Here is a 21393-nt window from a genome sequence, read left to right as displayed (position 1 = left end):
GGGTAAAAGCCTGGTACGAGGTGAGAGAGGCGTCAGTACGGCGGGTCGGACATGACTCGATGATAGTTGCAGTCGCCGCAATAAGCTCGGGATACCTACCCGTTCGGTCAGTAGGCAGCCTTGCGGGCGTTATCTGGGACTGCTACTGGCAGTGCTGCTGCACGGTGGACCGGCGACGGTAAATGCCGGTGTGATCATCAACGGCACGCGCCATATCTACTGATCGCCCCACGGTCCGCCACCCGCCTGTCCTTCGACGCGATCCTGAAGTTGCCATCCGGCGCTGCCAGCCTGCGCTTCAGTACCGTGGATGACAACGGCGCGCTGCGCCATCATCGCCACCCGCTATAGCGGTGTGACATGCCCATAGTCCAGGCCTTGTGCCACGCGAATAAACGCCAGGGTGGCGGGTGACGCCTGGCGGCGGTCCAGCACCGCCAGTCCAATCGAACGGGTAATGGCCGGTGCCAGTGGGCGTGCCACATAACGCGGGTCTGGCGTAACCGGCAGGGAACCCTGGGCCACCACGCTGACGCCATCGCCACGGCTCACCGCTTCCAGCGTGCTGAGCAACTGCGCGCAACGGTAACGCACCTTCGGGGTCAACCGGGCATCGGCGAACAGGCGCGAGACCAGCTCCGACGAGCCGGCCTCGGTCAGGATGAAGGGCGCCTCGCAGAGATCTCCAAGGCGCAGGGCAGGGTGTGCGACCAGGGGGTGGTTGGCCGGCAACAGCGCGACCATCTGATCGGTGAACAGCGTGAAGGTGTCGAATCGCTCTTGCTCCAGCACCACGAAACCCACGTCGATGCGCCGCTCATCCAGCCATTGGATGACCTGGCGGTCCGGGCCTTCATCGACATGCACCTCAATGTCGGGGTAGGCCTGGCGAAACGGCCGAAGGATCTGCGGCAACAGCCGATTGGACGACGTTGGCCCGAAGGAGCCGATGCGCAGCGTGCCGCGCTTCAAGCCCCGGGCATCGGCGGCCTCCTGTTCAAGGGTGCCGGCCAGGCCGAGCATGGCGCGGGCGCGCAGCAGCAATTGTTCGCCAATGTCGGTCAACGCCACATGGGCTTGATGACGACGGAACAGCTCCACCCCCAGTTCCTGCTCCAGGCCCTTGATGGCATGGGACACCGCCGATTGGCTGATACCCAGGCGGTTGGCCGCATGGGTAAAGCCTTGCAGCTCAGCGACCAGGGAGAAAATTTCAAGTTGGGTCAGGGTCATGAGTATTTACTCATTTTACGATGATCAAGTATCAGGCAAACACTAGGCTAACTCGTTCAGCACCAGAGCAATACCACCATGAAACCTTCCACCGATTGTTTGACCTACTTGAAGCTCGCTGCCGTCTCCATGATCTGGGGCGGCACCTTCGTCGCCGGGCGCTACCTGTCCGGTGCCATCGACCCGCTGCTGGCGGCCAGCCTGCGTTTTCTGCTGGCCAGCGTCGCGCTGTTGCTGTTCATGGCGTCTGCGCGCATTCCCCTGGCCCGTCCAAACCTGGAGCAGTTGGGGCGACTGGCATTGCTGGGATTTTTCGGCATCTTTTTCTACAACCTGTGCTTCTTCTACGGCTTGCAGTACATCGGCGCCTCGCGGGCATCGCTGATCGTCGCCTTGAACCCAGCGGTGATTGGCCTGACGTCCTGGCTGTTATTCAAGGAACGCCTGGGGCTTGGCAAGGCACTGGGGATCGGGTTGTGCCTGGCGGGCGCGGCGGTTGTCATCATCAACCGCGACCCACTGGGGCTGCAGGGTGCGACCAACGACTGGCGCGGCGATCTGCTGATCGCCGGCTGCGTGGCGGGGTGGGGCGTCTATTCGCTGGGCGCACGCGCGCTTAACCAGCGCCTGGGGCCCTTGCAGACCGTCACCTGGTCGGTGTTGCTGGGAACGCTGATGCTTACGCTCATCACGCTGTTGAGCGGGCGACTGACTCTGGTTGCGCTCAGTGCTATCCACCTGCCGCAGTTGTACAGCCTGCTCTACCTCGGGGTACTGGGCTCGGCCCTGGCGTATATCGGCTATTACGATGGCATCCGGCGTATTGGCGCGACCCGCAGTGGTGTATTCATCGCGCTCAATCCGCTGACGGCGGTGATCTGTGGCGCCGTGCTGCTGGACGAGCCTTTCACCCTGCCCATGCTGATGGGCGGTGCGATCATCCTGGCGGGCATCTACCTGTGCAATAAACCCCTTGCACGGGTGCGGGTAATGGGGATTTGATAAGAGTACGGACAAACGCAGTTACGCTGTGTAGAATCGATTTACGCATACAAGAATATGGACTTGTGCTCACGCAAGCCTAAGCCGTCAGAGACCGATGACATCATGAAGCTACTCGGCTCCCCCCTCATCTTTGGTGACTTCCTCGCCCGCAGTGTGCGAGGTCTTTCCTGTGCGCCGCCCGTGCTCCCCATCCTTGCTGGCAATTGAAACCTTCAAAACACAAGAATGATGAGGCGCCAAATCATGGCAGATCTATACGAAAACCCAATGGGCCTGATGGGCTTTGAATTCATCGAATTCGCGTCTCCGACGCCAGGCACCCTGGAGCCGATCTTCGAGATCATGGGCTTCACCAAGGTCGCGACCCACCGTTCCAAGAACGTGCACCTGTATCGCCAGGGCGAGATCAACCTGATCCTCAACAACGAACCCAACAGCATCGCTTCCTACTTCGCTGCCGAACACGGCCCGTCGGTGTGCGGCATGGCGTTCCGCGTCAAGGACTCGCAAAAAGCCTACAACCGCGCGCTGGAACTGGGCGCCCAGCCGATCCACATCGAAACCGGCCCGATGGAGCTGAACCTGCCAGCCATCAAGGGTATCGGCGGCGCGCCGCTGTACCTGATCGACCGTTTCGGCGAAGGCAGCTCGATCTACGACATCGACTTCGTCTACCTCGAAGGCGTGGAGCGCAACCCGGTGGGTGCGGGACTGAAGGTCATCGACCATCTGACCCACAACGTGTATCGCGGCCGCATGGTTTACTGGGCGAACTTCTACGAGAAGCTGTTCAACTTCCGTGAAGCGCGTTACTTCGATATCAAGGGCGAGTACACCGGCCTGACGTCCAAGGCCATGAGCGCGCCGGATGGCATGATCCGCATCCCGCTGAACGAAGAGTCGTCCAAGGGCGCCGGCCAGATCGAAGAGTTCCTGATGCAGTTCAACGGCGAGGGCATCCAGCACGTGGCGTTCCTCACCGACGACCTGGTCAAGACCTGGGACGCGTTGAAGAAGATCGGCATGCGCTTTATGACAGCGCCGCCGGACACCTACTACGAAATGCTCGAAGGCCGCTTGCCGAACCATGGCGAGCCGGTGGATCAACTGCAGGCACGCGGCATTCTGCTGGACGGTTCCTCGGTTGAAGGCGACAAGCGCCTGCTGCTGCAGATCTTCTCGGAAACCTTGATGGGGCCGGTGTTCTTCGAGTTCATCCAGCGCAAGGGCGATGATGGGTTTGGCGAGGGTAACTTCAAGGCGCTGTTCGAGTCGATCGAACGCGACCAGGTGCGTCGTGGGGTGTTGACCACCGACTAACGCACACGAAAAAGCCCGGCCATGGGTAACCTGGCCGGGCTTTTTGCTGTCTGCCGATCAGGCTTTACGCTGGCGTACCAAGTGCTTGAACCCTTCAAACACCAGCACCATCACCGCCAGCCAGATCGGGATGTAGGTCAACCATTCGCCGCCCTTGATCCCTTCACCCAGGATCAACGCCACTCCCAGCAGTAGCACTGGCTCAACGTAGCTGAGCAGCCCGAACAGGCTGAACGTCAGCAGGCGGCTGGCGATGATGTAGCTCACCAGTGCTGACGCGCTGATCAGGCCCAGCGTCGGAATCAGCGCGTATAGCTTGGGGTGCGCATCCAGCACCGCAAAGCCTTGCTCGCCGCTTTGCACAAACCACCAGGCCACCGGCAGCATCAACGCCATGTCCAGCCAGAGCCCACCCAAATGGTCGGTCTTGAGGTACTTGCGCACGATGAAATAGACCGGGTAGCCGATGATCACCACCAGCGTGGCCCAGGAAAAACCACCGGCCTGGTACAGCTCGTTGAGCACCCCAAGGCCGGCGAAACAGACGGCGATCTGTTGTAAGTACGACAGCTGTTCGCCCCACACCAGGCGGCCGGTCAGGACCATGGTCAGCGGCAACAGGAAGTACCCCACCGACACATCCAGGCTGCGTCCATTCAGCGGTGCCCACATGAATAACCACAACTGCACGCCCAGCAAAGCCGAAGACACCAGCACGCCCGCGATCAAGGCAGGTCGGGCCGCCAACATCCGCAGCAGCTCCCACACCCGTCGCCATTCGCCGCTGACGATCATGAACACCGTCATGCACGGCACGGTGAGCAACATGCGCCAGCCGAAAATTTCCAGGCCGCTCAAAGGCGTGAGCAGTGACGTGAAGTAATACATCACGGCAAACAACACCGAGGCCAAGATCGATAACACGACACCTTTAGACACGCTGTCCTCGCGAAAAACCATTGATACGAAAAGAGGGGAAATTTCAGGAGGGGATTATGGTGCTTTTAGCAGGAGAGGGGTGCGCTGTTTTGGGGCGTTTTTCAGCAAATTTTCGCGTTAGTCCGCTGCGGGGGCGGGCTAACTGTGGCGAGCGGGCTTGCCCCGCGTTGGGTTGCGTAGCAGCCCCAAAAAAACTGGGAGCGCTGCGCACTCCAACGCGGGGCAAGCCCGCTCGCCACAATACTGTGTTCTGCTCAGTAACAGGGCTACCGGGCTTAAGCTCGCGCCACGCGCCCCGACACAAAATGCCCGACGTCATTGAACCCTGGCGTCGACGAATGCCCCGGCGTCACCAGCGAATCGATGAACGCTTCATCCTCGATCGTGATCTTCACGTCCAACGCCCCGAGGTAGGCATCCCATTGCGCTTCGGTGCGCGGCCCGACAATCGCCGAGCTCACCGCCGAATTGTTCAATACCCAGGCAATCGCAAACTCCACGATCCCCACACCACGCCCTTGGGTGTACTGCTGGATCTGCTGGGCGATGCGCAGCGATTCCACGCGCCATTCGGTTTCCAGGATGCGCTTGTCCTGGCGCGCCGCACGGCTGCCGGCCTCGGGGGTGACGTCCGGCGCGTATTTGCCACTGAGCACGCCACGGGCCAATGGGCTGTAAGGCACCACACCCAGGCCATAGGCGGCTGCGGCAGTGAGCTGCTCGACTTCGGCCTGGCGGTTGACGATGTTGTACAGCGGCTGGCTGATGATCGGCTTGTCGACACCCAGGCGTTCGGCCACGCGAATCACCTCGGCAATGCGCCAGCCGCGATAGTTCGACAGGCCCCAGTAGCGGATCTTGCCCTGGCGGATCAGGTCGCCGATCGCCGATACCGTCACTTCCAGCGGGGTGTTGTGGTCTTCGCGGTGCAGGTAGTAGATGTCCAGGTAATCGGTATCGAGCCGGGTCAGGCTGGCTTCCAGTGCATTGAAAATACGTTTGCGGCTCAAGCCGCTGCGGTTGGGCAAACCGTCCACCGGGCCGATGCCAACCTTGGACGCCACCACCCAGTCCTGGCGATTGCGCACGATGGCTTCGCCGACGATTTCCTCGGAACGTCCGCCGGTGTAGACGTCCGCCGTGTCGATAAAATTGATGCCTTGGTCCCAGGCCTTGTCGATGATGCGCAGCGAGTCCTCGGTGTTGGTCTGTTCGCCAAACATCATGGTGCCCAGGGTCAAGGCGCTGACCTTCAACCCGGACTGGCCCAATGTGCGGTAAATCATGGAAAACTCCTCAAGGCAGGGAAACGTGCCCAATGCAATACCAGACTCGGCCGCTCTGGGACAAGCCCTGCACGCGTTTCTTCATGGACTCAGCAGCACCTGACAACGCTGCTGCAGGAAACGGTGCAGCACCTTCACCCGTTCCGACACCTGCAGCCGGTGCGGGCACATCAGGTTGAAGGGCGTCGGTTCGCCCTGCCAGTCAGGCAGCAACGGCACCAGCCGACCGGCCTTGATGTCCTGGGCAATATCCAGGTTGGCCTTGTAGGCGATGCCGTGACCGGCCAATGCCCAGCGCCGCACGATTTCGCCGTCATCGCTCAAGTAGTCCCCCGACACTTCGACCTCCTGCAACACCGCGCCCTGGCGGAAATACCAGGTATTGTTGGCACGGCCCCGACGCATGTAGCGCAGCGTGTTGTGTTGTGCCAGGTCGGCCGGAGTCCGGGGCGTGCCGTGACGCGCCAGGTAATCCGGGCTGGCGCAGGGGATGCGGTGGTGGTCGGGCACCACTGGCAGTGCCACTAGGCTGGAGTCCCGGGGGACACCAAAGCGCAGGGCAATGTCCACGGTGTCGCGGAACAGGTCGGCATTGCTGTCGTTGAGCAGCAATTGCAGGCGGATATTCGGGTGTTCGAGCTTGAACGCATCCAGCCAGCCCAGCAGCACATTGCGCCCGAAGTCCGAGGGCGCCGCCAGTTGCAGCAAACCGCTGAGGCTCTGGCCCTGCTGCTTGATCGCCTGTTCGCCCTCGGACAGTGCCTCCAGTGCGACGCGCACGCTCTCCAGGTAGCGCCGACCTTCTTCGGTCAAGCGCATGCTGCGGGTCGAGCGCGCCAGCAGGCGAATGCCCAGGCGGGTTTCCAGGCGCTTGAGGGCGATACTGGCGGCGGCCGGGGTCAAGCCGAGCCCGCGGGCGGCGGCAGACAGGCTGCCGGTGTCGGCGGTGCGCACGAAGACTTCAAGGTCGAGGGTTGAGCTCATTTGTAAAAATCCTTTAAAGATCTTGTCGTTTTACCGGGATTTTTCGTCGATTGCCAAGCTGGGAAAATGAACCCTCACTTTCTCAATCAGGAATTTCCCCATGACTTCTTCCCTCAACGGCAAAACCGTCATCGTGATTGGCGGCAGCAGCGGAATCGGCGCAGCCGTGGCCAAGGCCGCCGCTGCGCGCGGGGCGCAGGTGGTGTTGGCCGGGCGGCGCTTGGTCAGCGGCGTGGTAAACGGCCTGCGCAGCGAACCGGTGGACGTCACTGATGCAGGGTCTTTGCAACAATTGTTCGAACGCGTGGGGCGGTTCGACCACCTGGTCTACACCTCAGGGCCAACCGTGCGTGCCAAGACCTTGATCGAAACCGATCTGACCGAGGCTCAGGACAACTTCAACTTGAAACTCTGGGGCTCGTTACGGGCGATCCAACTGGCGCTGCCATTCCTGGATAAGCACGGCAGCATCAGCCTGACCTCTGGGCAACTGGGACGTAAATTGGCGCCGGGCCAGTTCATCAAGACCGGGATCAACGCCGCCACCGAAGCTCTGGGCAAACAGTTGGCCAAAGAACTGGCCCCGCGTCGGGTCAATGTGATCAGCCCAGGCGTGATTGATACGCCAGCGTATGGGGGGTTGTCTGAAGAACAACGTCTGGCGATGTTCGCCAAGGTGGGAGAGGGGGTGCCGGTAGGGCGAGTGGGACAGGCTGAAGAAGTAGCACAGGTCTATGTGTTGGCGATGGAGAATGGGTTTATGACCGGTGCTGTGATCGATATCGACGGCGGCGGTACGCTGTAGCTTGTTGAGAAAGGTGATTGAACGAAATTGTCCGGCAGACCACATAGCCCATGAGGGCTGCTCGAGCCGAGCAGCCCTTCACGTTCATTTTCTGGAGAGAGCCCATGTCAACAGTGAATCACCCCACACCGTTCCCAGGGGCCAACGCCCTCATCGAGTCGATTATCGGCACGATTCAAGGCCGGCAACCCACCGAACAAAGACCACTGACGGATGACCAGAAGCGAGTGCTGGAGGGGAAACCCGTAGCACCCGATTCGAAAATCACTTATTGACGCAGGCCGCTTAGCCCTTAAGGGTACGCGTCATCCGCAACGCCAACACGCTGCCGGCGACAATCACCGCCGCCAGCAGGTACAGCGCCACATCCGTGGACCCGGTGGCATCCTTCACAAAACCCACGATATACGGGCTGAGGAAGCCGGCCATCTGGCCCATGGAATTGATCAACGCCAGGCCGCCTGCCGCCGCGCCCGCACTGAGCATGGCGGTGGGCACCGGCCAGAACATTGGCAGGCCGGTGAGGGCGCCCATGGTGGCGATGGTCAGGCCAAGGATCGCAATCGCCGGCGTGGTGGCGAAGTTCACCGCGATTACCAGGCCGATTGCGCCCATCAGCATCGGCACCACCAAGTGCCAGCGACGCTCCTTGCGCAAGTCGGCGGAACGGCCCACCAGCAGCATGAATACCGCCGCCAGCAGGTAGGGGATAGCACTGAGCCAGCCGATCACCAGGTTATCGCTGAACCCCAGGTTCTTGATGATTGACGGCAGCCAGAAGTTGATGGCGTACACGCCGCTCTGGATGCAGAAGTAGATCAGGCCGAACGCCCAGATCGCCGGGTTCTTGAACACTTCGGCCAGCGAATCGGTGGTGGTTTTCGGCTTATTGGCCAGGTCAGTCGCCTGGTCGGCTTCCAGCACCGCGCGTTCGTGGGGCTTGAGCCACTTGGCGTTGGCGAAACTGTCGCTGAGCAGGAAGTAGGCAAGGGCGCCCAGAATCACGGTCGGGATGCCTTGCAGCAGGAACATCCACTGCCAGCCTGCAAGGCCACCCTGGCCGGCAGCGAAGTGGTTGAGGATCCAGCCGGAGAACGGGCTGCCGAGCAAACCGGACACCGGAATGGCCGACATGAACAACGCCATGATCCGCCCACGGCGGAACGTCGGGAACCACTGCGAGAGGTACAGCACCACACCGGGGAAGAAGCCCGCTTCAGCGGCACCGGTGAACAGGCGCAGGGTGTAGAAGTGCGTCGGTGTGGTGACGAACAGCAGGCAGGTGGACAGCGTGCCCCAGACGATCATCATCAACGCAATCCAGCGTCGCGGACCGAACCTGGTCAACGCCAGGTTGCTCGGCACCCCGCACAGCACGTAGCCGATAAAGAAGATCCCGGCCCCGAGGCCGTACACGGTTTCGCTGAATTTCAACGCGTCGAGCATCTGCAGCTTGGCAAAGCCGACGTTTACCCGGTCCAGGTAGTTGAACAGATAGCAGATGAAAATGAAGGGGATCAGGCGCAGGGTAATGCGCTTGTAGATGGCGTTTTTATCGTCATCGGTGGCCAGTGTGGCTGCGGCGCTCTGTGACATGGGAGTCTCTCTTTATTATGATTTTTCGCGATGCGAGGGTAACGTTGATCGCCTGAAGAGTCTCGGCCCTCTGGCAGGCCGCTGTCTTTGTGCTTGCGCACAGCGAACCCTGCTTTGCGCTGTGCCGATGAACAATCACCCTTTCAAGGAATTTAGCCGCATGTTCGAGCTGGATCATGACCTGGCGCAGGATATCGTCGATCGGACCATGGCGATCCTGCCTCACAACGTCAATGTCATGGACAGCCAGGGCCTGATTCTCGGCAGCGGCGAACCCGAGCGTATCAATACCCGCCATGAGGGCGCGCAACTGGTGCTCGCCAATGGCCGAGTGGTGGAAATCGACGGCCAGACCGCCAAGCACCTCAAGGGCGTGCAGCCGGGTATCAACCTGCCGCTGCTGCACGACGGCCGCCTGATCGGCGTGCTGGGCATCACCGGCGAACCGGAAGGCCTGCGTACCTACGCCGAACTGGTGCGCATGACCGCCGAAATGCTGGTGAGCCATCGCCACCAGCAGGCCGAACAACAATGGCGGCGCCAGCGTTGCGATGACCTGCTGGCCCTGCTGCTGGCGGAAACCGGCGACTCGCCACGCCTGGTGGACGAAGCCCAGCAACTGGGGCTCAAGCCGCAGATGGCGCGCACCCCTTATCTGTTTGAACTCGGCGCGGGGCAATCGGCAGAGGCGTTGGGTAGCTGGCTGACCTCGCGTTATCCGGACAGCTGGTGTGTCAGCTCGGCGCAGTATTCATTGTTGTGGTGCCGGCCAGCCGCGGTGCCGGTCGACAACCCGCGCCTGCTGGAAAAACTCGACGGCCTCGGCTGGCATGTCCTGCGTGTCGCCGTGGGCGGGCAAGCGGATGGGCTGGCGGGGCTGCGTCGCTGCTATCGGCGTGTCGGTGATTTACTCGCCTACGGTCGCGATGTGTTGCCGCAGTCACGCTTGCTGACGCTCAACCGCTATCGCCTGCCGGTAATGCTCTGGCGCCATCGCAACGACGACGCCCTCGACGAACTGCTCAATCCGCTGCGCAAAGTGCTGGCCAAGGACGGCAATGGCCAACTACTGGCCACGCTGCGCAGCTGGTGCGAACACGACGGGCAAAGCCAGGCCTGCGCCGACGCCCTGGGCATTCACCGCAACAGCCTGCGTTACCGCATGGAGCGGATTGCCGAACTCAGTGGCGTCGACCCGTTGACCCTGGACGGCATGCTCGCCCTCTACCTGGGCGTACAGCTGTTGCCCCAGGCTTTGTCGGAATGAACAACAAAGCACCGCCACACTTGTGCATTGGACCGGCGTCAGCAGCCGTGCCAACTGGCAGCATGGGGGTTATAAAAACCGGAGAAAGCCCATGAAAATCATCATCGCCCCCGACTCGTTCAAGGACAGCCTCAGTGCCGAAGGCGTCGCCCAGGCTATTGCCGAAGGGCTGGCACAGGTGTGGCCCGATGCCGAGTTGGTCCAATGCCCAATGGCGGACGGTGGTGAAGGCACAGTGGATGCGGTGCTCGCGGCGTGCAACGGCCAATTGCGCCACCACGTCGTGCGTGGCCCGCTTGACAGCGCAGTTGAAGCACACTGGGGCTGGTTGGCCGACAGCCACACCGCGATCATCGAAATGGCCGAGGCCAGCGGCCTGCAGTTGGTACCGCCGGGCCAGCGCGACGCATGCACCACCACCACCCATGGCACTGGCGAACTGATCCGTGCGGCACTGGATGCCGGCGCTGAGCGCATCATCCTGGCGATTGGCGGCAGTGCCACCAACGATGGCGGTGCCGGCGCGATGCAGGCGCTCGGTGTGCAGCTGTTCGACGCCGACGACCAACCGCTGCCACCCGGTGGCCTGGCCCTGGCGCGCCTGGCGCGGATCAGCCTGGAACACCTCGACCCACGCCTGGCGCAGGTACGCTTTGAAATCGCCGCGGACGTGAACAATCCGCTGTGCGGCCCCCACGGCGCCTCGGCGATTTTCGGCCCGCAAAAAGGCGCGAATCCCGAGCAAGTCCAACAACTCGACGCCGCCCTTGGCCGCTTCGCCGATCACTGCGCCAACGTGCTATCCAAGGATGTACGCGATGAACCCGGCAGCGGCGCCGCAGGTGGCTTGGGCTTTGCGGCCAAGGCCTTTCTCGGCGCGCAGTTCCGCGCTGGCGTAGAGGTAGTGGCCGAACTGGTCGGCCTGGACGCCGCCGTACGCGGCGCCGACCTGGTGATCACCGGCGAAGGCCGTTTCGACGCCCAGACCCTGCGCGGCAAAACCCCGTTCGGCGTGGCGCGCATCGCCCGGCAGCACAAGGTGCCCGTTATCGTGATCGCCGGCACCTTGGGCGATGGCTACGAGCAGATGTATGCCCATGGCGTGGATGCGGCATTTGCCTTGCCCTCAGGACCGATGACTTTGGAACAGGCCTGCGCTGAGGCGCCGCGTTTGTTGCGCGAGCGCGCGGCGGCTATTGCACGGGTGTGGCGCGTAGCAACGGAGTGCTGATAGCGGCCACCGTCAGCGTCGTGACAGATCAGTCGATAATTACTATGATCCGTGCTTACTTTGAGGACTGGCTGACCCGGCCAGGCACGTTGGAAGCCGATCATGCAGATCAAGCGTTTTACCCTTGTCAATTTCCGCGGTATCGAGAAGATGGAGCTCGATTTCGAGGGTAGGCAGACTGTCGCTTTAGTGGGCGTCAATGGGGTGGGCAAGTCTTCGATTCTGGATGCGTTGGCTATTACGCTTTCGAATTTGACATGCCGGATCATTGATCAAGCTTCGAAATCCAGAGCCATTTCCAAAGACGACATCACAGTTGGCAAAGACTACTCGCGCCTGGCGGTTGTAGTCTCATTGGCTAATGAGGAGGTCGACTGGGCTATCGCGTTGAACCGACGCTCCGGTAAGGGTAAGCATCCTAAAGAGCAAAGTAGTGACTTGGTGCGTTTGAACAGGGCTATTGCTCCTGTTGAAACCAGTGCATTCAATTACGAGTTGATCGGCGGCGAGCCTGTCGAATTGCCGTTAGCTGTTTATTACGACGTCCATAGAGCTGTTCTGGATGTGCCGTTACGAGTCAGGGAGCGTTTGATCAATGCAATCGCTGAAGGTTATGACGATGCACTTGGCCACGGAGGTGCGGACTTCAAGAGATTTTTCATTTGGTTCCGCAATCAGGAAGATCTCGAAAATGAACGCAGCCGCGACTTGCCCGGGTATCGAGACTCGGAGCTTTCGGCAGTTCGTGATGCGATCGAAACGTTCACTGGTTTCAAGGACGTTAGGATTCGCCGTAAGCCAACCCTGAGAATGACTGTTCTTAAAGAAAACCTTGAATTCAACGTTTTACAGCTTTCTGATGGCGAGAAATGTCTGTTAGCGATGGTCGGGGATCTGGCGCGCAGGCTTACGTTACTCAACCGAGAAGTGCTTGAACCGCTTAAAGGAAAGGGGGTCGTGCTTATTGATGAGCTAGACCTGCACCTTCATCCAGGCTGGCAACGTACTGTCGTTGAAAAGCTTGAGCGCACGTTTCCCAATTGCCAGTTCATCATTACCACCCATTCTCCGCAAATCCTGGGTGAGCTGCCTGCCGGGGCCGTGATGCTTTTGAAAGACGGTCAATATCTGGGCCACCCAGAGCGCTCGCTGGGCCTTCGCAGTGGCGAAGTCATTGAAGAGCTGATGGGGGGCGTTGCCCAGAACAAACATGTCAGTCATCAACTCAGAAAAATCTACCGCGATCTCGACGATGACAATCTCGAATCGGCCCAAGCCCAACTAACGCAATTACGCGAGAGCGTCGGGAAAATACCTGATGTGCTCGAAGCCCAAGCCAATATCGACTCTCTGAGGTCAATCGAAGAGGGCGAAGCGTGAAGTCGATCAGAAAAGGGGCTGAACCACGAGCATTGATTGAGTGGCGAAGGGTAAATCGCGACACCCCCCACAACCTTTTCTACGGCAAGGGAAGCACCTTCCCGAGTGAAGCAGTGCGCCAGGCGCTCCTGAAGGAACAGTTTCATTTATGCGCCTATACCTTGCGACGGCTGCCGACAGCCGTTGAGTGTCAGGCTCGAGATCATGGCACGCAGTTCAGTTGCCATATCGAGCACATCATTCCACAAAAGCACCAACAGGCTGACAGCAACATTGCTTACAAAAACTTAGTCGCCTGCTATCCGTCCAGTCAAAGCAAAGTCGCTTGCGGCTACGGCGCGGTGGAAAAGGCCGATTACAACACGGTGACAAAGCCGTTTGTTTCACCGCTGACAGCCAATATCGAGCGGCAGTTTCGATATTCCCGTGATGGTTATGTAGAGGGCCTGACTCCCGAGGCGATTGCCACGGTCGAAGTGCTCAAACTCAACCATCCAACGCTGGTCAATGATCGGGCTGCCGTCATCAAAGGCCGTTTGAAACCACGCGGCACGCCTATTTCTGCCGCAACCGCTCGGCGTCTGGCCGATGACGTCGTAAAACCAGACGCTCAACATTGCCTGCCTGAGTACTGCCTGGCCCTCAAGCAGCAAGCCGAGCGTCACGCGCAAAACCTGGAAAAACGCGCAGCCCGAGTTCGTGGTCAAGCCAGACCCTGACAGCTACCGCCACAAACCCCGAACATGGGACAATCCGCGCCTTTTCGACACGGAGAGTCCCCATGCTGCGCCCCGCCTTCCTGGTCCTGTTACTCACTGGCGCCACCCCCCCGGTCTTCGCCCAACCACCCTCCGAAACCGTACCGCTGCTGCGTGAGATCAAGCAGTGGGTGGTCGGTTGCGACAACCTGCGCAATTGTCATGCCCTCAGCGCGCCCAGCGGCGTGGATGAAGAGGACTACAGCTCGTTGACGTTGCACATCTGGCATCAGGCCGGCCCGCAAGGGTATCCGCGTTTGCGCTTCGATCATCGAGGTCAGGACGTTGACCTTTCCACTTTGACGCTGGACGGCCAGCCCCTGGGCCTGGAGCTGACGCGGGAATTGCACGTTGAGCTGGATGACCAGGGCGGTGATCCCGAGGTGCAGTCGTACGGGGTGATTGATGACGCAGCGACGCGGCGCTGGTTGCAGCGTCTGCGCAATGGCCAGCGCCTGCAGTTGCCAGGCGAGGGCGCCGCGCACGTATCGCTGAGCGGGTTGAGTGCTTCGCTGCTGTTGATGGATGCAGTACAGGGACGCGTGGACAACGTGACGGCCCTGGCTCGACCTGGCAAGGGCGCGCCCAGCGAGGTGCCACCACAGGCGCCAACGCCGATATTGCGCAAGTTTACGCCAGCGCCGCCGTTGACCGCGCAGGAGCAGGCCGGGTTGGTGGCGGCTGCATTGCAGGCCGTCACGCCGGAAGAGGGTGAACCCGAGGCAAAAGCCGGTGCCCTGACGGCACGCCAGGCAATGACCGTGACACGTTATGACTGCGCGGCCTACAACTGCGAGTTCAATGTCAGCAGCCGTGAGCGGCAGGCGCCCTATACCGAAACGCTGATGGACCTGCAGCCGCTGCCTCTGGAAGACGCCGCGCTGCAAGGCTCGGTCGGCTATGACGAGGCTTCCGGCACACTGAGTTACTTCTACAAGCAGCGTGGCATCGGTGATTGCGGCGGCGGGGCCTCCTGGGTGTTCGACGGCAAGCGCTTCCAGCTCAGCGAGTTCCACCGGATGCCGCGTTGCACCGGGGTCGGTTACGGTGACTGGCCGTCGCTGTGGTCAACCGTGCCAGCCCCCTAGCCATCGGCTCAATGTCGCCCCTACACTGGCCGGCCACGTGTCTTTCAAAGGATGAAACACCATGCACACGCCTGAACCCCCTATCGTGATCCAGCGCTTCACCGAGGCCCACCTTGAAGGCGTCGCTGCGCTCTACAACGAACCGGCCGTGTGCCGTCAGGTGCTGCAAATGCCTTTCCAGTCAGTCGAGATGTGGCGCAAACGCCTGGTGATGGACAACGAGCGGCGGCTGCAACTGGTGGCGTTGCATGGCGGTGAGGTGGTCGGCCAGCTGGGCCTGGAACAGTACCTGCGCGTGCGCCAGGCCCATGTCGGTTCGTTCGGCATGGGCGTGGCAACGGCGTGGCAGGGCAAGGGCGTCGGTTCGCGGCTGCTGACGGCCGCGCTGGACGTGGCCGACAACTGGATGAACCTGCACCGCGTGGAACTCACGGTGTACGCCGACAACGAAGCGGCGCAGCGGCTGTACCGCAAGTTCGGCTTTGCGGTCGAAGGCGTATTGCGTGATTACGCCCTGCGTGACGGCCAGTTTGTCGACACCGTGAGCATGGCGCGCCTGCGCCAGTCGGTTTAATCCTGCAAAGCAAACGCCACCGCAGCCTGCGCATGCAGCTCGGTGGTGTCCAGTAATGGCAGGTCGCTGTGTTCAGGCTTGATCAGCAAACCGATTTCCGTGCAACCGAGGATGATCGCCTGGGCGCCACGTGCAGCCAGCGACTCGATGACACCTTGGTAGACTTTGCGTGACGCCTCGCTGATCACGCCGACGCATAATTCTTCATAGATGATCCGGTGCACGGCCTGGCGCTCGTCGGCCTCCGGCACCAGCACGGTCAGCCCCTGGGCGGCCAGGCGCGACTTGAGGAAATCCTGTTCCATGGTGAACGCCGTACCGAGCAGGCCGACCGTCAGCGTGCCGGCCTCAACGGCAGCCGCACCCGCCGCATCGGCGATGTGCAGGAAGGGGATCGACACTGCCGCCTCGATACGTGGCGCCACCAAATGCATGGTGTTGGTACACAGCACCACACAGTCGGCGCCACCGGCTTGCAGACGGCGCGCGGCGTCTTCGAGGATCAGCGCGGTGTCATCCCAGCGCCCGGCATGTTGCGCCTGCTCCACCGGGCCGAAGTCCACGCTGTACATCAACAGTTGTGCCGAGCGCAGCGGGCCGAGCTGGTCGCGCACGCGTTGGTTGATGATGCGGTAGTACTCGGCGCTGGACTCCCAGCTCATGCCGCCGATAAGGCCGATGGTGCGCATGCGATGCTCCTGGCAAGGAAAGTCGCTTCACCTTACCCATCGGCCATTGATTAGTCATACGCAGTTGCCCGCGAAATGACCGGTGCAGTTTCACATGTCCAGGCTGGTCCAGCCGGGCCTGGCCTCATCCAGTGCCACTGCGTGCACCCGCTTGCCGGTCGCCAACTCCACACGCCGCGCCACTTGCGGGTCATCGGCAAAGGGCATCAGGCTGGCGTCGTCCAGGCTCTTGTCCGATTGACCGCGCAAGCAATACTCCACCGCGCCATACAGGCATACCACCATCAATAGGCCCCACATTTCAGGCGATCCGCGCATCAAGCTGCGCCATTTGCAGATTCGCGACACGCACGGTGCGCCAGGTGTTGTAGGTCATCAGCAGCATGCCGGTGAGAAAGAACACACCACCGACAAAACGCACCACAAACCCCGGGTGGCTGGCCTGCAAGGCCTCGACAAATGAATAGGTGAGGGTGCCGTCATCGTTGACCGCACGCCACATCAAGCCCTGGGTGATGCCGTTGACCCACATCGACGCGATGTAGAGCACGGTGCCGATGGTGGCCAGCCAGAAGTGCAGGTTGATCAACCCCACGCTGTGCATCTGCTCGCGGCCGAACACTTTGGGGATCATGTGGTACAGCGAGCCGAAGGTGATCATCGCCACCCAGCCCAGCGCCCCGGCGTGTACGTGGCCGATGGTCCAGTCGGTGTAGTGGGAGAGGGCGTTGACGGTCTTGATCGCCATCATCGGCCCCTCGAACGTCGACATGCCGTAGAACGCCAGGGACAGCACCAGAAAGCGCAGGATCGGGTCGGTGCGCAACTGATGCCAGGCGCCGGCCAAGGTCATCATGCCGTTGATCATGCCGCCCCAGCTAGGCGCCAGCAGGATCAGCGACATGGCCATGCCCAGCGACTGCGCCCAGTCGGGCAGGGCGGTGTAGTGCAAATGGTGCGGACCGGCCCAGATATACAGGGTGATCAACGCCCAGAAGTGCACGATGGACAAGCGATAAGAGTACACCGGGCGCCCGACTTGTTTCGGCACGAAGTAATACATCATCCCCAGGAAACCTGTGGTCAGGAAAAACCCTACGGCGTTATGCCCGTACCACCATTGCACCATGGCATCGGTCGCCCCGGAATACACCGGATAGGACTTGAACCAATCCACCGGGATCGCCAGGTGGTTGACCACATGCAGCATGGCGATCACCAGTATGAACGCGCCGAAGAACCAGTTGCCCACGTAGATGTGCCGGGTTTGGCGTCGCACCACAGTGGTGAAAAACACTATGGCATACGCCACCCAGACCACCGCCATCCACACCGCGCCGGAGAATTCGATCTCGGCGTATTCCTTGGTGGTGGTGTAACCCAGCGGCAGGCTGACCAGCATGATCACGATCACCGACTGCCAACCCCAAAAGGTAAACGCCGCCAGGCGGTCGGAAAACAGCCGTACCTGGCAGGTACGCTGTACCGCGTAATAGCTGGCGGCGAACTGCGCGCTGCCGGCAAAACCGAAAATCACCAGGCTGGTGTGCAGGGGGCGTAGGCGGCCAAAGGTGGTCCATGGCAAATCCAGGTTCATCTGCGGCCAGACCAGTTGCGAGGCGATCCACACGCCCATGGCCATGCCCACCACGCCCCAGGCAATAGTGGCGATAACGAATTGACGGACGACTTTATAGTTATAGGCCTGTCCGATTGTTGCGCTGTTCATGCTCAGTCCTCCCACGGTTCCAAGTGGCGGCACTGTAGGAAGCATGGGTAAAACAAAACAGGCTCAGAAAAACCTCATTGTTGCGGATCAGTTTTTAGCCGTACGTCGAATGGCTGCATCTGCCATGATCAGGCTTCGCAACCAGGCTCACCCAAGGAACGCCGCAATGGATGATGTACAGCAACTGGGCGAGATGCTTCGTCATTACGCCGACAGCGAAGCGCACAAGAAGCAACAGTTCGACGTGCAGTCGGCCCGTTGGGCGCAGAAGCTCGATGAGCTGTTCGGGCAGATCGAGCAGTGGCTTGAGCCGGTGAAGACGGTGGGGTTGCTTGAAGTCCACCGTGAAGCTTACGTAGCCAGCGGCCCGAGCGTGCCAATGGAGACCTCGACATTCAAGACCGAGAAACTGACCGTGCAGATCACCGGCAAACCGGTGGAGTTCGTGCCGGATGTATTGGGCGCGGGCGGCTTGATCTCCGTGTCGGTCATGGGCCTGACCGCGGCGCGCCACGGCAGTGTGTCGCTGGTATTGCCCGCGGATAAGAACGACTGGTTGTGGAAGAAAACCAATGGCCTCAAAGATCCGGACACCTTTGGTTTCGACGCCAACTTCCTGGCCTCGCAGTTGCAAAGCCTGATCCCCCGCGAACGCAGCTGAAACGTCGAATGATGGGAACAGGGTTATTTTGCCAGGATTGGCTATACCTACAGCTCAGTGTTCCAACGTCGACCGCCAGGGAGTTCAGACATGACACTTAGGCATTTGCTCTGCACGTTGTGCATCGCTTCGCTCGGGCTGGCGGGGTGTGCCAGCAAGATCACCGCGCCGGATGAGTATTCCGGCTTTCTCTCGGACTACAGCCGGCTCAAGGAAGCCAAGTCTCCATCGGGGGCCGAGGTGATGCGCTGGGTCGATCCCGAGCTGGATCTGAGCCGCTATCACGCGGTGTACGTCGAACCGACCCAGTTCTACCCTAAGCCCCAGGCCACCGCGAAAATTCCGCTAACCACCCTCAACGGCATCAATACCTACTACAACCAGGCACTCAAGCGTGAGCTGGAAAAATCCCTGCCCCTGGCCAATGCGCCAGGTCCAGGCGTGATCGTGGTGCGCGCAGCAATCACCGCCGTGAGCAGCAAGACCGAAGGCCTCAAACCCTATGAGTACATTCCGGTGGCCTTCGTCGTGGCGGCGGTAAGCACCGGCACCGGGATCCGTGATCAGGAAACCACCCTGGGCACCGAGGCGCAGTTCCTCGATGGTGCCAATGGCAAGGTGCTCGCCCAGGTGGTGCGCAAAGGCACTGGCAAGCCGCTGTCCAACGATTCGCAGGTGATGAAGGCCGATGACGTGAAAAGCGTGATTGACGGCTGGGCGTCGGACCTGCATCAGTCGTACGTGAAACTTACACGCTAGAACGTGCGAGAAGGTGAGGGCTGCGGTGCCCTCACCCTTGTTGCGACCGGGCGCGTGACGTTACTTGAGCGGCGTCAACGGCGGCAGCTTCCATTGGCCGTTACCCACCTCAGGCTTGGGCAGGTAAATGCGCAATACCGCATAGAACGGACCGGGTGGTGCCGGCAACCAGTTGCTTTGCTCGGCTTTCGGCGGCTCGTGGTGCTGCAGGGCCAGTGTCAGGCCGCCATCGGCGTCACGCTTGAGGGTGGGCAGCATTCGCGAATTGATCAGGTAGCGCTTCTTGTGGTTGGGCACCAAAAGCTTGGTCTTGGCGTCGTACATGGTCAGCGACCAGAACGCATCGGCCGGCGGCAGTTGGTCCTTGGCAAAGTGCACGGTGTAGCTGTGTCGTGCGCCGTTGGCAGGCTTGCCTTCGCTGTCGACGAAGTAGCTCATGTAGACGGCTTCGTCGGCGGAGTTGCCGAAAATGCCCAGGTTGGCGCCAGCATAGCGGTACAGGTAATTGTTGTTCAGGTGGTCGCGGCTGCCGAACAGATCACCGCTGGTGACCTGGTGAGTGTCCACTTTGTCTTTCTTGAACGCGGCAAATTCGGCATGGGCGTCGGCAATGCCTTCATCCAGAGCCTTGCGCTGTTCGACGGTCAACTCCTTGACCTTGAACGGCGCGCCCGGGGCAATTCCGATCTTGGCAAACCGGGCCAGCAGGTCTTTTTCGCTGTCCTGCGGGGCTGCGAAGGCCAGCATGAAGTTCAGGTAGCGAAACAGTTGCGGGCCTTCGGTCATGGTCGCCGTGGGCTTTGGCCATTCGACCTTGGGCGCCTTGGCTGGCGCGGGTTGTTTCACGTAGCTGCTCAGTGGCTGCACTTTGTAGCCGGCCTGGATCTGCTTGACCTTGCCCAGGTCTTTTTCATCAAACAACTGCGTCCGGTACAGGGCGTAGGCGATATTGCTTTCGCTGTAGATCACGCGGTCGACATTCACCGGCTGCTGACCCTTCCAGTCGGGGCCGGCGATCATGTAGTGGCCGCCGTTGTTACCGGTGCTGCGGGTGCCCAGGTAAGCGAAGTTCTGCGTATAAAGATCGATCAACTGCACCGAGTAGTAGCGATCGTCTTCGATCTTGGGCAGGGTCAGCACCAGTGGTTCGCGGCGCAGGTCCATCCAGACGAACGAGTAGGGCGTGTCGGCGTTGGGCGTGACGAAGGCCGTGTCCTTGGGCGTGAACACCTGCGCGGTATTGCCGATCTGGTTGAACGGCGCCTTGAAGTTGGCACCGCCCTTGTCAACGGCCTGGGTATAGAGCGTCTTGTACATGTCCACCACCGGAAACCCATACAGATAGGCTTCCTTGGCAATGGCCCGGGCTTCGGCCGGGGTTGCCGTGAAGTCGGCCCAGGCGCCGGTACTCATGAGTATCGAGAGGCTCGCCAACAGCAGGCGCGTCGGTTTTCCAATCATGTTGTTGCGTCCTTCCTGAGTGCAGGTTGCAGGGTCGCGCTGAATGGCGCGCGAATGCGCCGAGTTTCCGATTTTATTCACCGAACGTCACGTTAATCTCTGAGCACCTGACGCGAAGATGCCGCCCATGCAGGCGGCATCGAGGAGTACAGGCTGGAATTAACGTGCGGGCAGCATCGATTTGACTTTGTCGCGTAATTGATCGATCGAGAACGGCTTGGCGATCACGTGCATGCCAGTCGGCACCTCGATGTTTTCCGCATAGCCGCTGGCGAACAGGATCGGCAGGTCCGCACGCAGTTCGCGCACCTTGGTGGCAAGTTGCTTGCCATCCATGTCCGGCAAACCGACGTCGGTCATCATCAGGTCGATCACCTGGTCGGTGTTTCGCACCAGGGTCAGCGCTTCTTCAGCATCGCCGGCCTCCAGTACGTTGAATTCCAACTCCTCCAGGACATCGACGATGAGCATGCGCACGATGGCATCGTCTTCGACGACAAGGATGGTGGAGGCGGTGACGGACATAAAAAATTCCCGAGAGTGAAAAGGATTGGCCGTGAGCGGTGCAAAGACCATCCTCTAATGAGTCGCGGCGATCTCGGCAAGTTCCCTCACCGAAGCCGGTATT

The 21393-nt window shown here is 60.7% G+C and carries 21 protein-coding genes; 11 read left to right on the top strand and 10 right to left on the bottom strand.

Annotated features, from left to right (window positions below; genetic code table 11):
* Positions 1-345: 345 nt before the first annotated feature.
* On the bottom strand, positions 346-1233 hold the full coding sequence (locus BM017_RS10480) for a LysR family transcriptional regulator (RefSeq protein WP_092243701.1): 888 nt from the start codon (positions 1231-1233) through the stop codon (positions 346-348).
* 78 nt (positions 1234-1311) lie between these two features.
* Between BM017_RS10480 and BM017_RS10475 the strand changes: the two genes are divergently transcribed.
* Positions 1312-2235 carry a DMT family transporter gene (locus BM017_RS10475; protein ID WP_092243698.1) on the top strand — a complete coding sequence of 308 codons (924 nt, stop codon included), beginning with the start codon at positions 1312-1314 and terminating at the stop codon, positions 2233-2235.
* A 246-nt stretch (positions 2236-2481) separates the two neighbouring features.
* Positions 2482-3558, top strand: coding sequence for a 4-hydroxyphenylpyruvate dioxygenase (gene hppD / locus BM017_RS10470; RefSeq protein WP_058425843.1), 1077 nt, complete (start codon positions 2482-2484; stop codon positions 3556-3558).
* Between the two features lie 57 nt (positions 3559-3615).
* On the opposite strand, the gene rarD is transcribed toward hppD, so the two are convergent.
* From rarD to BM017_RS10455, 3 genes are all read right to left on the bottom strand, one after another.
* Positions 3616-4497 (bottom strand): EamA family transporter RarD, encoded by an 882-nt coding sequence (gene rarD / locus BM017_RS10465; protein WP_092244410.1) that lies wholly within the window; start codon positions 4495-4497, stop codon positions 3616-3618.
* 275 nt (positions 4498-4772) lie between these two features.
* Positions 4773-5783 carry an aldo/keto reductase gene (locus tag BM017_RS10460; RefSeq protein WP_092243695.1) on the bottom strand — a complete coding sequence of 337 codons (1011 nt, stop codon included), beginning with the start codon at positions 5781-5783 and terminating at the stop codon, positions 4773-4775.
* Between the two features lie 81 nt (positions 5784-5864).
* Complete coding sequence (locus BM017_RS10455; RefSeq protein WP_092243692.1) at positions 5865-6767, bottom strand: LysR family transcriptional regulator; 903 nt, start codon at positions 6765-6767, stop codon at positions 5865-5867.
* A 100-nt stretch (positions 6768-6867) separates the two neighbouring features.
* On the opposite strand from BM017_RS10455, the gene BM017_RS10450 reads away from it, so the two are divergent.
* On the top strand, positions 6868-7572 hold the full coding sequence (locus tag BM017_RS10450; protein WP_092243688.1) for an SDR family oxidoreductase: 705 nt from the start codon (positions 6868-6870) through the stop codon (positions 7570-7572).
* A 285-nt stretch (positions 7573-7857) separates the two neighbouring features.
* Here the strand turns inward: BM017_RS10450 and BM017_RS10440 are convergent, their stop codons facing one another.
* Positions 7858-9168 (bottom strand): MFS transporter, encoded by a 1311-nt coding sequence (locus BM017_RS10440; RefSeq protein ID WP_092243682.1) that lies wholly within the window; start codon positions 9166-9168, stop codon positions 7858-7860.
* A 160-nt stretch (positions 9169-9328) separates the two neighbouring features.
* Here BM017_RS10440 and BM017_RS10435 point away from each other — a divergent pair, with 160 nt between their 5' ends.
* From BM017_RS10435 to BM017_RS10410, 6 genes are all read left to right on the top strand, one after another.
* Positions 9329-10435: a sugar diacid recognition domain-containing protein gene (locus BM017_RS10435; protein WP_092243680.1), complete on the top strand. Its 1107-nt coding sequence runs from the start codon at positions 9329-9331 to the stop codon at positions 10433-10435.
* 91 nt (positions 10436-10526) lie between these two features.
* Positions 10527-11666: a glycerate kinase gene (locus BM017_RS10430; protein WP_092243677.1), complete on the top strand. Its 1140-nt coding sequence runs from the start codon at positions 10527-10529 to the stop codon at positions 11664-11666.
* A gap of 102 nt (positions 11667-11768) precedes the next feature.
* The gene (locus BM017_RS10425) at positions 11769-13046 is read left to right on the top strand and encodes an AAA family ATPase (RefSeq protein ID WP_092243674.1); all 1278 of its coding nucleotides are present in this window, start codon (positions 11769-11771) and stop codon (positions 13044-13046) included.
* Positions 13043-13765 carry an HNH endonuclease gene (locus BM017_RS28805; RefSeq protein WP_139216851.1) on the top strand — a complete coding sequence of 241 codons (723 nt, stop codon included), beginning with the start codon at positions 13043-13045 and terminating at the stop codon, positions 13763-13765. Before BM017_RS10425 ends, BM017_RS28805 begins: the two co-directional genes overlap by 4 nt.
* A 62-nt stretch (positions 13766-13827) precedes the next feature.
* Entirely contained in the window at positions 13828-14892 is a 1065-nt protein-coding gene (locus tag BM017_RS10415; RefSeq protein WP_092243669.1) for a DUF1176 domain-containing protein, read from the top strand.
* 61 nt (positions 14893-14953) lie between these two features.
* The gene (locus BM017_RS10410; protein WP_092243666.1) at positions 14954-15466 is read left to right on the top strand and encodes a GNAT family N-acetyltransferase; all 513 of its coding nucleotides are present in this window, start codon (positions 14954-14956) and stop codon (positions 15464-15466) included.
* Here BM017_RS10410 and BM017_RS10405 read toward each other — a convergent pair.
* The 3 genes from BM017_RS10405 to ccoN all read right to left on the bottom strand — a co-directional run bounded on the left by BM017_RS10405 (position 15463) and on the right by ccoN (position 17884).
* Positions 15463-16155: an aspartate/glutamate racemase family protein gene (locus BM017_RS10405; RefSeq protein ID WP_092243663.1), complete on the bottom strand. Its 693-nt coding sequence runs from the start codon at positions 16153-16155 to the stop codon at positions 15463-15465. The two genes, BM017_RS10410 and BM017_RS10405, sit on opposite strands and share 4 nt — an antisense overlap.
* Before the next feature lie 90 nt (positions 16156-16245).
* A complete protein-coding gene (locus tag BM017_RS10400) occupies positions 16246-16455 on the bottom strand; it encodes a cbb3-type cytochrome c oxidase subunit 3 (RefSeq protein WP_092243660.1) in 210 nt (69 codons plus the stop codon).
* 1 nt (position 16456) lies between these two features.
* Positions 16457-17884 (bottom strand): cytochrome-c oxidase, cbb3-type subunit I, encoded by a 1428-nt coding sequence (gene ccoN, locus BM017_RS10395; protein WP_092243657.1) that lies wholly within the window; start codon positions 17882-17884, stop codon positions 16457-16459.
* A 166-nt stretch (positions 17885-18050) separates the two neighbouring features.
* On the opposite strand from ccoN, the gene BM017_RS10390 reads away from it, so the two are divergent.
* Together BM017_RS10390 and BM017_RS10385 are read left to right on the top strand one after the other, a co-directional pair.
* Positions 18051-18545, top strand: a complete 495-nt coding sequence (locus BM017_RS10390) for a hypothetical protein (protein WP_092243654.1) — start codon at positions 18051-18053, stop codon at positions 18543-18545.
* 90 nt (positions 18546-18635) lie between these two features.
* On the top strand, positions 18636-19304 hold the full coding sequence (locus BM017_RS10385; protein WP_071488282.1) for a DUF3313 domain-containing protein: 669 nt from the start codon (positions 18636-18638) through the stop codon (positions 19302-19304).
* A 60-nt stretch (positions 19305-19364) separates the two neighbouring features.
* Here the strand turns inward: BM017_RS10385 and BM017_RS10380 are convergent, their stop codons facing one another.
* Together BM017_RS10380 and BM017_RS10375 are read right to left on the bottom strand one after the other, a co-directional pair.
* Complete coding sequence (locus BM017_RS10380; RefSeq protein ID WP_092243651.1) at positions 19365-20765, bottom strand: DUF1254 domain-containing protein; 1401 nt, start codon at positions 20763-20765, stop codon at positions 19365-19367.
* 159 nt (positions 20766-20924) lie between these two features.
* Positions 20925-21290 (bottom strand): response regulator, encoded by a 366-nt coding sequence (locus BM017_RS10375; protein ID WP_092243648.1) that lies wholly within the window; start codon positions 21288-21290, stop codon positions 20925-20927.
* Between the last annotated feature and the right edge of the window lie 103 nt (positions 21291-21393).

This window comes from Pseudomonas sp. NFPP04 (assembly GCF_900113815.1).
GTDB lineage: Bacteria > Pseudomonadota > Gammaproteobacteria > Pseudomonadales > Pseudomonadaceae > Aquipseudomonas > Aquipseudomonas extremorientalis.
The sequence above is the reverse complement of the archived record's forward strand: the minus strand, read 5'-3'. Positions and strand labels throughout refer to the sequence as shown.

What these genes read in the sequence shown, in the direction of transcription:
- BM017_RS10480 (WP_092243701.1), bottom strand. Translation starts at nt 1,233, where the DNA reads ATGACCCTGACCCAACTTGAAATTTTCTCCCTGGTCGCTGAGCTGCAA.
- BM017_RS10475 (WP_092243698.1), top strand. Translation starts at nt 1,312, where the DNA reads ATGAAACCTTCCACCGATTGTTTGACCTACTTGAAGCTCGCTGCCGTC.
- hppD (WP_058425843.1), top strand. Translation starts at nt 2,482, where the DNA reads ATGGCAGATCTATACGAAAACCCAATGGGCCTGATGGGCTTTGAATTC.
- BM017_RS10460 (WP_092243695.1), bottom strand. Translation starts at nt 5,783, where the DNA reads ATGATTTACCGCACATTGGGCCAGTCCGGGTTGAAGGTCAGCGCCTTG.
- BM017_RS10455 (WP_092243692.1), bottom strand. Translation starts at nt 6,767, where the DNA reads ATGAGCTCAACCCTCGACCTTGAAGTCTTCGTGCGCACCGCCGACACC.
- BM017_RS10450 (WP_092243688.1), top strand. Translation starts at nt 6,868, where the DNA reads ATGACTTCTTCCCTCAACGGCAAAACCGTCATCGTGATTGGCGGCAGC.
- BM017_RS10440 (WP_092243682.1), bottom strand. Translation starts at nt 9,168, where the DNA reads ATGTCACAGAGCGCCGCAGCCACACTGGCCACCGATGACGATAAAAAC.
- BM017_RS10435 (WP_092243680.1), top strand. Translation starts at nt 9,329, where the DNA reads ATGTTCGAGCTGGATCATGACCTGGCGCAGGATATCGTCGATCGGACC.
- BM017_RS10430 (WP_092243677.1), top strand. Translation starts at nt 10,527, where the DNA reads ATGAAAATCATCATCGCCCCCGACTCGTTCAAGGACAGCCTCAGTGCC.
- BM017_RS10425 (WP_092243674.1), top strand. Translation starts at nt 11,769, where the DNA reads ATGCAGATCAAGCGTTTTACCCTTGTCAATTTCCGCGGTATCGAGAAG.
- BM017_RS10415 (WP_092243669.1), top strand. Translation starts at nt 13,828, where the DNA reads ATGCTGCGCCCCGCCTTCCTGGTCCTGTTACTCACTGGCGCCACCCCC.
- BM017_RS10410 (WP_092243666.1), top strand. Translation starts at nt 14,954, where the DNA reads ATGCACACGCCTGAACCCCCTATCGTGATCCAGCGCTTCACCGAGGCC.
- BM017_RS10405 (WP_092243663.1), bottom strand. Translation starts at nt 16,155, where the DNA reads ATGCGCACCATCGGCCTTATCGGCGGCATGAGCTGGGAGTCCAGCGCC.
- BM017_RS10400 (WP_092243660.1), bottom strand. Translation starts at nt 16,455, where the DNA reads ATGTGGGGCCTATTGATGGTGGTATGCCTGTATGGCGCGGTGGAGTAT.
- ccoN (WP_092243657.1), bottom strand. Translation starts at nt 17,884, where the DNA reads ATGAACAGCGCAACAATCGGACAGGCCTATAACTATAAAGTCGTCCGT.
- BM017_RS10390 (WP_092243654.1), top strand. Translation starts at nt 18,051, where the DNA reads ATGGATGATGTACAGCAACTGGGCGAGATGCTTCGTCATTACGCCGAC.
- BM017_RS10385 (WP_071488282.1), top strand. Translation starts at nt 18,636, where the DNA reads ATGACACTTAGGCATTTGCTCTGCACGTTGTGCATCGCTTCGCTCGGG.
- BM017_RS10380 (WP_092243651.1), bottom strand. Translation starts at nt 20,765, where the DNA reads ATGATTGGAAAACCGACGCGCCTGCTGTTGGCGAGCCTCTCGATACTC.
- BM017_RS10375 (WP_092243648.1), bottom strand. Translation starts at nt 21,290, where the DNA reads ATGTCCGTCACCGCCTCCACCATCCTTGTCGTCGAAGACGATGCCATC.